Here is a 12,728-nt window from a genome sequence, read left to right on the forward strand (position 1 = left end):
GCATGATGTGGGATCCGACCGCCTACCAGCGCTACGGCGACGAGCGGTCCCGACCGTTTCACGACCTGCTCGCCCGGGTCGGTGCCGAGCATCCCCGAACGGTCGTCGACCTCGGGTGCGGCCCCGGCACCCTGACCGCCACCCTCGCCGAGCGCTGGCCCGGTAGCCGGATCGTCGGGCTGGACTCCTCGGCGCAGATGATCGCGCGGGCCAGCGAGCTGACCGCTCCGGTCACCTTCGAGCTGGCCGACGTACGCCACTGGCACCCCGATGAGCGTACCGACGTGGTGGTCAGCAACGCAGCCTTGCAATGGGTACCCGGTCACCGCGAGTTGCTCACCCGCTGGGCCGGCGAGCTGCCCGCCGGTGCCTGGCTGGCGGTGCAGGTGCCCGGCAACTTCGACGCAGCCTCGCACCGGCTGCTGCGCGAGGTGGCCGCGCACGCCACGTGGCGGGCGGCGCTGGCCGGGCTGCTGCGCGCCACGCCGGTCGCCGAACCGGTCGAGTACGCCTCGACGCTTGCCGATGCCGGCTGCGCGGTGGACGCCTGGGAGACTACCTACGTGCACCTGCTGCCGGCCCGCCCCGACGCCGAACACCCGGTGCTGACCTGGCTGGAGGGCACCGCGCTACGCCCGGTCCGGGCCGCGCTCGACGCCGCCGGCTGGGCCGCCTTCCGGGCCGCCCTTGAGGTACGTCTGGCCGAGGCGTACCCGGTGCGGCGCGGGCGGGTGTACTTTCCGTTCCGCCGGATCTTCGTCGTCGCCCGAACCGGCGCGTTGCCCGGGTGAGCCGCCGGACCCGCGCCAACCGACCCTGCGTACAGGAGCACCAGTGACCGAGCTGCGTACCTTCATCGCCGGACTGCCCAAGGTGGAGCTGCACGTGCACCACGTCGGCTCCGCCTCGCCCCGGATCGTGGCCGAGTTGGCCGCCCGGCACGAGGGGCAGAGCCCGGTTCCCGCCGACCCGCAGCTGCTGGCCGACTACTTCGTCTTCCGCGACTTCGCACACTTCATCGAGCTGTACCTCAGCGTCGTGGACCTGATCCGGGACCAGGAGGACGTCTGGCTCCTCACCCACGAGGTGGCCCGGGAGCTGGCCCGCCAGCAGGTCCGCTACGCCGAGCTGACGGTCACGCCGTACTCGCACGTCAAGCGCGGCATCCCCGCACCGGCGTTCTGTGAGGCGATCGAGGACGCCCGCAAGCGGGCCGCCGCGGACTTCGGCATCGAGCTGCGGTGGTGTTTCGACATCCCGGGCGAGGCCGGCCTACCGGCGGCCGAGGAGACGCTGCGAATCTGCCTGGACGAACGCCCGGACGGGCTGATCAGCTTCGGTCTGGGTGGCCCCGAGATCGGGGTACCGAGGCCGCAGTTCAAGCCGTACTTCGACCGGGCCCGGGCGGCCGGGCTGCACTCCGTGCCGCACGCCGGGGAGACCACCGGCCCGCAGACCGTCTGGGACGCGCTGCGCGAGCTGGGCGCCGAGCGGATCGGCCACGGCATCTTCGCCGCCGAGGACCCGCAACTGCTCGCGTACCTCGCCGAGCGTCAGATCCCGTTGGAGGTCTGCCCGACCTCCAACGTGCGGACCCGCGCGGTGCCCCGGATCGAGGAGCACCCGCTGCCCCGGCTGGTCGAGGCCGGGGTGCTGGTCACCATCAACTCGGACGATCCGCCGATGTTCGGCACCACCCTCGACGACGAGTACGCGGTGGCCGCCGGCCTGCTCGACGCCGGCCCGGGGCAGGTGGCGCAGCTGGCCCGTAACGCGGTGGACGCCTCGTTCCTCGACGAGGCCGGCAAGCGGCGGATCGGCGCGGAGATCGACACCTACCTGCGCACCCACGGCTGAGGAGTCCAGCGCCTCGGCGGGCGGGCGGTGGGCCCGGTCGTGCCGGGCGGTGTCGACGAAGGACCGAAGTGGCGCGCGGCGGGAGGGTGTGGTGTGGGGGGACCGTTTCTCCCGCCGCGCGCACGGCCCCACCGGCCGATTGCGCTGGGAGCGAAGGGCCGGTGGAACTACTGGGTTCGCCGACTGATCCTGGCAGCCCGATGCGGCAGGTGGTGTGGCGTTAAGTCGGATCTAAGGAAGACTTGTGCCCCCACACAGCCCACGCCCTCCGGCCCGGCACCGCCCGCGCGGTTGAACCCGCACCGCCCGCGTCGTCGGGCCCGACACCGGTGGCCGGCGCGGGGCCGGTTCAGCCGTCCGAGGGCCGCTGCCGGGGCCACCGACGCCCGGTGCTCTTCGCCTCTCGACCCTCCCGGGCCATCCGGCCCACCAGGCCGAACCGACTGACCTGGCGCGGTGTCGCCTCCGGGTCGGCGAGCAGCATCACCACGCTGGCCCCGCCCAGCCGGGCCCGGTCGATGCTTACCGAACCGTTGGCCTGCAACGCCACCCGCTTGGCGATGTCCAACCCCAGCCCGGTGGAACCCTGGTCGCTGGCCCCCCGGCGCAGCGCCCGGTCCGGATTGGCGATGCCCGGCCCCGCGTCGTCGATGCGGATGGCCACGTACCCGTCCCGGCGGGAGACCGCCACCTCGAACGCGGTGCCCTGCGGGGTGTAGCGGAAGACGTTGCCGATCACCGCGTCCAGCGCGGCGGCCAACTCGGCCCGCGGCACCGGCGCGGGGATCCGCAGCTGGGCGCCGCTGACCCGGTGCGGGCGGTTCTGGTCACCGGCCAGCGCCGCCCAGAAGACCATCCGCTCCCGGACCACCTCGCTCACGTCACAGATCGCCGGGCCCGCCTCGGTGGCCACCGCCTTGCGGGTGGTCTTGATCAGCGTGTCGATCTCGCCCTCCAGGGTGACGATCGCCTGCCGGATCCGCCGGATGCCGCGCCGGTAGTCCAGCTCCGCCTGACTGAACGCGCCCACGCTCGTGTCGTCGGACTCCAGCGCCTCCGCGTCCAGCCGCAGCACGGTAAGCGGGGTCCGCAGCCGGTGCGACAGGTCCGCCACCAGTTCCCGCTCCTCGGTGCGGGCCGCGACCAACCGTTCCGCCATCCGGTTGAAGGCGTGCCCGGCCTCAGCCAGCTCACGCGGGCCGCTCGGCTCGACGTGTACGCCCAACTCGCCGTCGCCCACCGCGAGCGCGGCCTGCACCAGCGAGCGGGCGGCGTCCACCGTCCGGGCCGCGACCCGGTCCACCACAAGCACCGCCGCACCCACCAGGGCGAGCGCGACCCCGCCCAGCAGCAGCCAGCTGTTCCAGCCATCGCCGAGCGCGGAGTCCGGGACGAATACCTCCACCACCGCGATCTGCTCGCCGAGCACCACCGGATCGAGCCGTAGCGCGCCACCGTCGACGTCGACGACCAGCGAATGTCCCTCGGCGCGAGCCCGCGCCAACTGCGCGTCGTCGGCCCGCCCGGCGGCGCCGTCCACCGTCAGGCCGTGCACGACCGGCCGGGTCGCCGGGTCGTTGCCGGTGGCCTCGATCGCGCGGGCCACCACCTCCGGGTCGGTGCTCACCGCGAGCGCCCCGGTGACCAGGGCGCTGCGGCGGGCCGCGTCCGCGATCGCCTCCTCGCGGGCCTGACCGTTCAGGGTCAGCCCGAGCGGAACCAGGAAGGCCAGCGCCAGTAGCGCGCCCACGCCCGCCGTGAGCAGGGCCAGGGTGCGCCTCAGTCCGGCGCCACCAGCCGAAAGCCCACCCCCCGCACGGTGCGCAGGTAACGTGGCTTCGCCGCGGACTCGCCCATTTTGCGGCGGAGCCAGTACAGGTGAACGTCGATGGTCTGGTCCTCGCCGACCGATGGCTGCCGCCATACCTCCTCCAAGAGTTCCCGCCGGGACACTACCCGGCCAGGACGGGCGGCGAGATACGCCAGCAGGTCGAATTCCTTGCGGGTCAGCGCCAGCGCCGTCCCGTCGAGGTGGGCGCTGCGTTCACCGACGTCGACCCGCAGCCCGCCGACGCTGTGCACGGCCGGCTGCACCGCCCGGCTGGCCCGGCCCACCCGGCGCAGCACGGTGGTGATCCGGGCGTCCAGATGGGCGCCGGTGAACGGTTTGACCATGTAATCGTCGGCACCGGCCCGCAGCAGCCGGACCACGGACTGCTCGTCGTCGCGGGCGGTGGCGATGATGATCGGCACGTCGGTGATGCCGCGCAGCATCCGCAGGGCGTCGGAGCCGTCCAGGTCCGGCAGGCCGAGGTCGAGCACGACCAGGTCGGGGGTTTCCGCAGCGACCCGGCGCAGCGCGTCCAACGCGGTGCCGACCGCGTGCACGGCATGACCCCGGTCGGTGAGTGACCGAAGCATCGCGCCGCGTACGACGTGATCGTCTTCGACCAGGAGGACGGTGGCCACCCAAGCACGGTACTCGCCGCCGCGAGCGGCGTCATTGCGGCCCACCCGACGTTCCGCCCAAGATGGCATGACCATGTCCTTCACCCTCTATCCGGACACCCGCCTGGCGCTGGCCCGCGACGCGCTCGCCGGCCTGTCGGTCGGCGACGCCCTCGGATCCCAGTTCTTCGTGCCCGGCCACCAGCCGGCCGACCTGGCCGCCGGCCGGCTACCACCCGCGCCCTGGCAGTGGACCGACGACACCGAGATGGCCTGCTCGGTGCTGGCGGCGCTCGCCGAGGACGGCCGGATCGACCGGGACACGCTGGCCCTGGCCTTCGCCGAGCGCTGCGAGCCCTACCGTGGGTACGGCCCCGGCGCCGTACGCATTCTGCGCCTGATCCGCACCGGCACGCCGTGGCCGGTCGCCGCGGCGTCCGCCTTCGACGGGCAGGGCTCCTGCGGCAACGGCGCGGCGATGCGGGTGGCGCCGTTGGGGGCGTACTTCGCCGACTCGACCAGCCGGGCCGTCGCGCAGGCCCGGGCATCGGCCGAGGTGACCCATGCCCACCCGGAGGGGATCGCCGGGGCGGAGGCGGTGGCGGTGGCCGCCGCGCTGGCCGCCCGCGCCCGCCTGGACGGGGACCGGCCCGAACCGGCCCGCCTGCTGGCGGGGGTGGCGGCGGCGCTGGACCCGACGACCGAGGTGTGTCGGGGCATCCGGCGGGTCGCCGGCCTGCTCGGTCGACCACTGTCGGAGATCGTGGCGGCGGTCGGCAACGGCTCCCAGGTCACCGCCCAGGACACCGTCGCGTTCACCTGCTGGGTGGCGGCCACCCAACTGCACGACTACCCGGCGGCGGTGCGGGCCTGCGTGGCGGCCGGCGGAGACGTGGACACCACGGCCGCGATCGTCGGCGGGGTGGTCGCCGCGTACGCCGGAGTGGGCACCCCGGGCGGGGTGCCCGGCGACTGGCTGACGGCCCGGGAGCCGCTGCCCGACTGGGCCGGCTGACGCCGACCGGCCGCGCCCCGGTTGGGCGGAACGCGACCGGCCGGGTTCGGTCTCAGCGGGGCGCGCCGGCCTCGACCACCTCGCCGGCCGGCGTCGCGGCGTCGTCGGTGGCGACCGCCGAGTCGAGCACCGAGCGGTCGACCTCGTCGGCACTGGACCGGCGTCGCCGGCTGATCAGCCAACCCACCACCGCGCCGCCGCCGAGACCGGCGACCAGGCCCGCGGCGAGCAGACTGTTGGGGTTCGGGCCGCCGTCGGAGGCGGCGGTGGCCGGCGGGGCGTCGGCCGGCGTACCGGCACCGGGCGGCGCACCATGCCCGCCGTGGCCGCCGCCGGGGTAGGCCGGGTCGCCCGGGGTCAGGACCAGCGCGGGCAGCGGGCGCTGACCTGGGCCGCCGCCCCAGTGCACCGCCAGGCCGTCGGCGTACGTCTGGGTCAGCTCGAAGGTCAGCCGGTCGGTCTGCGGCAGCGGGGCCATCGAGAAGACCAGCCGGGCCGGGCCCTGATCCGCCTGGCCGGGGGCCCGGGTCCAGGTGAGCGCGGCGGTCACCACATCGGTGGCGGGACCGTGCAGGCCCGTCACCGGCGCGTCCAGCTTCCGGGTGGTGATCTTCGGCGCCCAGCCCGGCACCGACAGCGGCCACACCTCGGCGACCGGGGTGTCGGTAGGCATCCGGATCTCGATCCGCTCGGTACGGACCCCGGGCCGTTCGTCGGGCACCACGAATTCGAGCTTCACCGAGTTGCCCTGCTGGGCCTCGGTCGGTGTGAAGGTCACGCCGTCGGCCCACGCCGTAGCGGGCCAGAGCAGCACCCCGGCCGTGGCCAGGGCAGCCACCAGAGCGCCCCGGCGTCGACGGCTCCCGCCGCGCGTCATCGCCATCCTGGGTCCCCATCCGTGTCGAACCGGCCGGAACCGGATCCGGCCGCACCTGGTAGTTCGGATGCCGGGCCGAAAAGGTTCAACGGTCGGCCCGATCTCGTGCGGCCGATATCGGGCGGCAGCGCCCGACGGGGGACCGATAGCATCGCAGGAGAGCCGACCTCGGCACCTACCGTCACATCTGCCCAGAGGAGTCACCCGTGTCCGCACCCCGTACCCCCGCCGTGGCCGACCCCGTCGTCGTTGCCGCCGGGACGACGGCGGCCGACGCGGTGGCCGCGGCCGGGCTGCCCAACGCGGGCCCCAAGGCGATCGTGGTGGTCCGCGACCCACAGGGCATGCTGCGCGACCTGGACTGGCGTCCGGCCGAGGAGACCGTCGTCGAGCCGGTCGCCCTGGACTCGCCGGACGGGCTCAACGTGCTGCGCCACTCGACGGCACACGTGCTCGCCCAGGCCGTGCAGGAGGTCTTTCCCGAGGCGAAGCTCGGCATCGGCCCGCCGATCGACAACGGCTTCTACTACGACTTCTCGGTGGACAAGCCGTTCCAGCCGGACGACCTGGCAAAGCTCGAAAAGCGGATGCAGGAGATCATCAAGTCCGGGCAGCGGTTCCGCCGCCGTCGCTTCGACAGCCTGGACGAGGCCAAGGCCGAGCTGGCCGCCGAGCCGTTCAAGCTGGAACTCATCGACGTCAAGGGTGAGGGGCTGGATTCCTCCGAGGTGATGGAGGTCGGCGGTGGCGAGCTGACCATCTACGACAACCTCGCCGCCGACTCCGACAAGGTCTGCTGGTCGGACCTGTGCCGAGGGCCGCACCTGCCGAACACCCGGCTGATCGGTGCGTTCAAGCTGATGCGCTCGGCCGCCGCGTACTGGCGCGGCTCGGAGCGCAACCCGCAGCTGCAACGGGTCTACGGGACCGCCTGGCCGACCCGGGACGCGCTCAAGGCGTACCTGAAGCTGTTGGAGGAGGCCGCCCGGCGCGACCACCGCAAGCTCGGCGCGGACCTCGACCTGTTCAGCTTCCCCGACGAGCTGGGCTCCGGCCTCGCGGTCTTCCACCCCAAGGGCGGCATCATCCGCCGCGAGATGGAGAACTACTCGCGGCTCAAGCACGAGCAGGCCGGGTACGAGTTCGTCAACACCCCGCACATCACCAAGGGCCACCTGTACGAGGTCTCCGGGCACCTCGACTGGTACGCCGACGGGATGTTCCCGCCCATGGAGGTGGAGGGGGCGAACTACTACCTCAAGCCGATGAACTGCCCGATGCACGACCTGATCTTCCGCTCGCGCGGTCGTTCCTACCGGGAACTGCCGCTGCGGATGTTCGAGTTCGGCACCGTCTACCGGTACGAGAAGTCCGGTGTGGTGCACGGGCTGACCCGGGTACGCGGCATGACCCAGGACGACGCGCACATCTTCTGCACCGAGGAGCAGATGGCGGGGGAGCTGAAGTCTCTGCTCGCCTTCGTGCTCGAACTGCTGCGCGACTACGGGCTGGACGACTTCTACCTGGAGCTGTCCACCCGCAACCCGGAGAAGTCGGTGGGCACCGACGAGAACTGGGAACGGGCCACCGAGGCGCTGCGCTCCGCCGCCGAGGAGTCCGGCCTGCACCTGGTGCCCGACCCGGGCGGCGCGGCCTTCTACGGCCCGAAGATCTCGGTGCAGGTCAAGGACGCCATCGGCCGGACCTGGCAGATGTCCACCATCCAGGTCGACTTCAACCTGCCGGAGCGGTTCGGCCTGGAGTACCAGGCCGCCGACGGCACCCGGCAGCGGCCGGTCATGATCCACCGGGCGCTGTTCGGCTCGATCGAGCGGTTCTTCGGCGTGCTCACCGAGCACTACGCGGGCGCGTTCCCGGCCTGGCTGGCTCCGGTGCAGGTGATCGGCATCCCGATCCGCGACGAGCACGTCGACTACCTGCACGGCTTCGTCGCGGCGCTGCGGGCCGAGGGCGTCCGCGCCCAGGTCGACGCCGGTGACGACCGGATGCAGAAGAAGATCCGCACCGCGCAGCAGCAGAAGATCCCGTTCATGGTGATCGCCGGTGACGACGACGTGGCCGCCGGCACGGTGTCGTTCCGCTACCGCGACGGCTCCCAGCGCAACGGGGTACCGCTCGCCGACGCGGTCACCCACGTCCTCGACGTGATCCGCTCCCGCGCCAACTCCGGCCCCTCCGCACAGCTGGAGGGGTCGTAGGATCGCCGGTGTGACTGGGGCGGAGGAGCACATCGACAGGGACATGGCCGACGGGCTGGACCGGCTCTGGACGCCCCACCGGATGACCTACATTTCCGGTGGCGACCGGCCCGAGGGCGGCTACGACAAGCCGGCCGGGTGCCCGTTCTGCCTGGCCCCGCGCCGACCACCAGAGGAGAATCTGGTGGTCGCGCGGGGCGAGCACGTTTTCGTGGTGCTCAACCTCTACCCGTACAACCCGGGGCACCTGCTGGTCTGTCCCTACCGGCACGTGGCCGACTACACCGACCTGGACGGGCCGGAGACGACCGAGCTGGCGTCGTTCACCCAGACCGCCATGCGGGTGATCCGCAAGGTCAGCAGCGCGCACGGCTTCAACCTGGGCATGAACCAGGGTGGGGTGGCCGGCGCCGGCATCGCCGCCCACCTGCACCAGCACGTGGTGCCCCGGTGGGGCGGCGACGCCAACTTCATGCCCGTGATCGGGCGCACCAAGGTCCTGCCGCAGCTGCTCGGCGACACCCGCGACCTGCTCGTCCGCGCCTGGCCCGGCTGACCGACCCGGCTCCTACGCTGACCGCCGGCGCCGTTTCTCCGGCCCGCCGGCTCTACTTCCGACCTGCCGGGGTCTACCTCCGGTCCGCTGGCTCTACTTCCGGCTCGCTGGCGCCACCCGGCGACCCCTGCTGCGTCCCTAATGACTTCTGCTTCAACCCACGCAACCGCTTGCTGCCGGAACCGTTGCGTCCGCTGAAGCAGAGCAAAGGAGCGAGACGGGATGGGTGACGCTGGCGGGTACGCTCCGTCAGCGCCGAGCGTAAAACGTGGCCGGGCATTCCCGGCCGTGAGCTGCGGCGCTGGATCCGGTGGTGGGTGGGGCCCAAAACCGGGGCGGGTTCGGGATGATCCGTCGGACCGGGCGACCCGTACGGATGATCGTGATGGACCTCTGCCAAATTCCGCCCGCAGGATGGCACGATGCGCCGATGGCGCAGTCGACACGGACCCTGGGCCGCAGCGGCATCGAGGTGAGTGCCCTCGGCATGGGCTGCTGGGCGATCGCCGGCCCCTGGGCCGAGGGACACACCCCGCTGGGCTGGGGTGCGGTCGACGACGAGGAGTCCATCCGTACCGTCCGCCGGGCGCTCGACCTCGGCGTCACCCTGTTCGACACCGCCGACACGTACGGTGCCGGACACGGCGAACGGGTCCTCGGGCGGGCGTTGGCGGGGCGGCGTGACGAAGCGGTCATCGCCACCAAGTGGGGGTACACGTTCGACGAGCGGACCCGGCAGGCCACCGGGGCGGACGCCTCACCGGCGTACCTGCACCGGGCGGTGCGCGACTCGCTGCGTCGGCTCGGCACCGACCGGATCGACCTCTATCAGCTGCACCTGCCCGACCTGCCGGTGCACCGGGCGCAGGCGCTCGTCGGCGCGCTGGAGGATCTGGTGGCCGACGGCCTGATCCGAGCGTACGGCTGGAGCACCGACCGGGCCGACCGGGCCATCGCCTTCGGCCAGGACGCCCTGCACGCCGCCGCCGTGCAGCACAGCCTCTCGGTGCTGCGGGACGCCCCCGACCTGCTCGACCTCTGCGAGAAGTACGACCTGGCCAGCATCAGCTGCGGCCCGCTCGGCATGGGACTGCTCACCGGGAAGTACCACGCCGCCTCGACCCTGCCCTATGACGACGTCCGGGGTATCACCTCGGGCTGGTTGGAGTGGTTCCGGGGCGGCCGGCCCGCCCCGGAGTGGCTGCGCCGGGTGCAGGCCGTGCGGGCGGCGCTGACCGCCGACGGACGCACCCTGGCCCAGGGCGCGCTGGGCTGGATCTGGGCCCGCAGCCCGCGCGCGATCCCGATTCCCGGCTGCCGCACCGTCGAGCAGGTGGCGGAGAACGCCGCAGCGCTGGCCCTCGGTCCGCTGCGTCCCGATCACTTCGCCGAGGTGGAGCGGCAACTCGCCGCGCTGCGTGCCGCCGCCCTCCGCGAGGTGGACCGCCCCTACTGGCCCAGCCCCATGCTCCCCACCGCCCGCCCCTAACCCCCCACGAGCCCCTCCCCACCCCACCCCACCCCCACCCCACCCCCACCCCACCCCGTTGATCATGGGGTTAGCGGCAGTATTTGATCTTCAAACTGCCGCCAACCTCATGATCAACCGCGTTTGTGGGTGGTGGTGGTGAGGTGGGTGGGGAGGGGCTCGTGGCGGGTGAAGCGGCGGCGGAAGGTGCCCGCACCGGCGGTCATCGCGCGCAGCTCGACGGCGTAGCGCAGCAGCTCCAGGGCGGGCACCTCGGCGCGGACCAGCGTGCGGCCCTCGGCGTCCGGGTCCGGCTCGGTGCCGAGCACCCGGCCCCGCCGGCCGGACAGGTCGCCCATCACCGCGCCCACGTTGCCGTCGGGCACCCGGACGGTCACCTCGTCGATCGGTTCCAGCAGCGTCGGCTGGCCCCGCTCGGCGGCGTCGCGCAGGGCCAGCGCCCCGGCGGTCTGGAACGCCGCGTCGGAGGAGTCCACGCTGTGCGCCTTGCCGTCGACCAGGGTCACCCGCAGGTCCACCACCGGGTGGCCGGCGACCAGACCGCGCTCCATCTGGGCGCGTACCCCCTTCTCGACCGACGGGATGTAGTTGTGCGGCACCGCACCGCCGACGACCCGGTCGACGAACTCGAAGCCGGCGCCGCGCGGCAGCGGCTCCACCTCGATGTCGCAGACGGCGTACTGGCCGTGCCCGCCGGACTGCTTGACGTGCCGGCCGTGTCCCCGCGCCGGGGCGGTAAGCGTCTCCCGCAGCGCCACCTGGACCGGCTCGGTGTCCAACTCGACGCCCCCGGCGCGCAGCCGGTCGAGGACCACGTCGGCGTGGGCCTCGCCCATGCACCAGAGCACCAGCTGATGGGTCTCCGGGTTGCGCTCCAGCCGCATTGTCGGGTCGCCGGCCACCAGCCGGGCCAGGTTGCGGGCCAGGGCGTCCTCGTCCGAGCGGGACTTCGCCACGATCGCCACCGGCAGCAACGGCTCCGGCATCTCCCACGGGGCGACAAGCAACGGGTCGTCCTTGGCGGAGATGGTGTCGCCGGTCTCCGCGCTGCCGGACTTGGTGATCGCGCAGATGTCACCGGCCACCGCGACACCGACCTCCCGCAGGGTGGCCCCCAGCGGGCTGTAGAGATGGGCGATCCGCTCGTCGGCGTCGTGGTCGGGGTGGCCACGGTCGGCCAGGCCGTGCCCGCAGATGTGCACCGTCTGCTCGGGGCGCAGCGTGCCGGAGAAGACGCGGACCACGCAGACCCGCCCGACGTGCCGGTCGATGGTGGTCTTGACCACCTCGGCGACCAGCGGACCGTCCGGGTCGCAGGTCAGCGGTGGGCGGGGCGTGCCGTCGATCCCGGTGACCGCGGGCAGCGCGTGCTCCGGCGGCGACGGGAAGCCGGCGGTGAGCACCTCCAGCAGCGCGTCCAGCCCGACCCCGGTCGCCGCGCAGACCGGCACCACCGGGTAGAAGTGGCCCCGGGCCACTGCCTTCTCCAGGTCCTCGATGAGCAGGTCGGTGCCGATCTCCTCGCCACCGAGGTAGCGGTCCATCAGGGTCTCGTCCTCGCTCTCCGCGATGATCCCCTCGATCAGCTCGTTGCGGGACTCGACGATGGCCGGCAGGTGCTCCGGATCGGGCTCGCGCACCTGCGGCGGCAGGCCGTCGGTGTAGTCGAACACCCGCCGGGTGATCAGCCCGAGCAGGCCGACGGTGGATACGCCGTCGTCGCCGAGCATGGGCAGATAGAGCGGCAGCACGTTGTCGCCGAAGACCCGCTGGCACAGCGCCACCGCCTCGTCGAAGTCGGCGCGCGGATGGTCCAGCCGGGCGACGGCGACCGCCCGGGGCATGTCGACAGCCGCGCACTCCTCCCAGAGGGCGGCGGTGGCCGCGTCCATCCCGTCGACGGCGGAGACCACGAACAACGCGGCGTCCGCCGCGCGCAGGCCGGCCCGCAGCTCACCGACGAAATCGGCGTAGCCAGGCGTGTCCAGCAGGTTGACCTTGAATCCGTCGTGCGTCAGCGGTGCGCAGGCCAGCGAGACCGAACGCTGCTGGCGGACGGCGGCCGGGTCGTGGTCGCAGACGGTGGTGCCGTCGGTGACCGAGCCGGCCCGCGCGATCGTGCCGGTGGCGGCGAGCAGGGCCTCGACCAGGCTGGTCTTGCCCGCTCCCGAGTGCCCGACCAGCACCACGTTGCGGATCTTCGCGGGATCGGTCGCCACTGGCGCACCGGTGACCCCTTTGTCCTGATTCCTCTGCGCCATCGGGCG

General features: G+C 72.9%; 10 protein-coding genes. 6 read left to right on the forward strand and 4 right to left on the reverse strand.

Annotation, left to right across the window (positions count from 1 at the left end; all coding sequences use genetic code 11):
* The first annotated feature begins 5 nt into the window (after positions 1–5).
* A complete protein-coding gene (locus QQG74_RS11465) occupies positions 6–791 on the forward strand; it encodes a trans-aconitate 2-methyltransferase (RefSeq protein WP_341721204.1) in 786 nt (261 codons plus the stop codon).
* 43 nt (positions 792–834) lie between these two features.
* Positions 835–1,857, forward strand: a complete 1,023-nt coding sequence (locus tag QQG74_RS11470) for an adenosine deaminase (RefSeq protein WP_341720274.1) — start codon at positions 835–837, stop codon at positions 1,855–1,857.
* Between the two features lie 349 nt (positions 1,858–2,206).
* Here QQG74_RS11470 and QQG74_RS11475 read toward each other — a convergent pair whose 3' ends face one another.
* Together QQG74_RS11475 and QQG74_RS11480 are read right to left on the reverse strand one after the other, a co-directional pair.
* Positions 2,207–3,607: a HAMP domain-containing sensor histidine kinase gene (locus QQG74_RS11475; RefSeq protein WP_341720275.1), complete on the reverse strand. Its 1,401-nt coding sequence runs from the start codon at positions 3,605–3,607 to the stop codon at positions 2,207–2,209.
* A 29-nt stretch (positions 3,608–3,636) separates the two neighbouring features.
* Entirely contained in the window at positions 3,637–4,326 is a 690-nt protein-coding gene (locus QQG74_RS11480; protein ID WP_189044135.1) for a response regulator transcription factor, read from the reverse strand.
* Positions 4,327–4,399: 73 nt separating this feature from the next.
* On the opposite strand from QQG74_RS11480, the gene QQG74_RS11485 reads away from it, so the two are divergent.
* A complete protein-coding gene (locus QQG74_RS11485; RefSeq protein WP_341721205.1) occupies positions 4,400–5,320 on the forward strand; it encodes an ADP-ribosylglycohydrolase family protein in 921 nt (306 codons plus the stop codon).
* A gap of 52 nt (positions 5,321–5,372) precedes the next feature.
* Here QQG74_RS11485 and QQG74_RS11490 read toward each other — a convergent pair whose 3' ends face one another.
* Positions 5,373–6,203 (reverse strand): DUF1775 domain-containing protein, encoded by an 831-nt coding sequence (locus QQG74_RS11490; RefSeq protein ID WP_341720276.1) that lies wholly within the window; start codon positions 6,201–6,203, stop codon positions 5,373–5,375.
* A gap of 200 nt (positions 6,204–6,403) precedes the next feature.
* Here QQG74_RS11490 and thrS point away from each other — a divergent pair, with 200 nt between their 5' ends.
* The 3 genes from thrS to QQG74_RS11505 all read left to right on the forward strand — a co-directional run bounded on the left by thrS (position 6,404) and on the right by QQG74_RS11505 (position 10,461).
* Positions 6,404–8,416: a threonine--tRNA ligase gene (gene thrS, locus QQG74_RS11495; protein ID WP_341720277.1), complete on the forward strand. Its 2,013-nt coding sequence runs from the start codon at positions 6,404–6,406 to the stop codon at positions 8,414–8,416.
* Positions 8,417–8,459: 43 nt separating this feature from the next.
* A complete protein-coding gene (locus QQG74_RS11500; RefSeq protein WP_341721206.1) occupies positions 8,460–8,972 on the forward strand; it encodes an HIT domain-containing protein in 513 nt (170 codons plus the stop codon).
* A 430-nt stretch (positions 8,973–9,402) separates the two neighbouring features.
* Entirely contained in the window at positions 9,403–10,461 is a 1,059-nt protein-coding gene (locus tag QQG74_RS11505) for an aldo/keto reductase (protein ID WP_341720278.1), read from the forward strand.
* A 113-nt stretch (positions 10,462–10,574) separates the two neighbouring features.
* On the opposite strand, the gene QQG74_RS11510 is transcribed toward QQG74_RS11505, so the two are convergent.
* A complete protein-coding gene (locus QQG74_RS11510) occupies positions 10,575–12,722 on the reverse strand; it encodes an elongation factor G-like protein EF-G2 (protein ID WP_341720279.1) in 2,148 nt (715 codons plus the stop codon).
* Positions 12,723–12,728 lie beyond the last annotated feature (6 nt).

Source organism: Micromonospora sp. FIMYZ51 (assembly GCF_038246755.1).
Lineage (GTDB): Bacteria > Actinomycetota > Actinomycetes > Mycobacteriales > Micromonosporaceae > Micromonospora.

What these genes read in the sequence shown, in the direction of transcription:
- QQG74_RS11465 (WP_341721204.1), top strand. Translation starts at nt 6, where the DNA reads ATGTGGGATCCGACCGCCTACCAGCGCTACGGCGACGAGCGGTCCCGA.
- QQG74_RS11485 (WP_341721205.1), top strand. Translation starts at nt 4,400, where the DNA reads ATGTCCTTCACCCTCTATCCGGACACCCGCCTGGCGCTGGCCCGCGAC.
- QQG74_RS11490 (WP_341720276.1), bottom strand. Translation starts at nt 6,203, where the DNA reads ATGGCGATGACGCGCGGCGGGAGCCGTCGACGCCGGGGCGCTCTGGTG.
- QQG74_RS11500 (WP_341721206.1), top strand. Translation starts at nt 8,460, where the DNA reads ATGGCCGACGGGCTGGACCGGCTCTGGACGCCCCACCGGATGACCTAC.
- QQG74_RS11505 (WP_341720278.1), top strand. Translation starts at nt 9,403, where the DNA reads ATGGCGCAGTCGACACGGACCCTGGGCCGCAGCGGCATCGAGGTGAGT.
- QQG74_RS11510 (WP_341720279.1), bottom strand. Translation starts at nt 12,722, where the DNA reads ATGGCGCAGAGGAATCAGGACAAAGGGGTCACCGGTGCGCCAGTGGCG.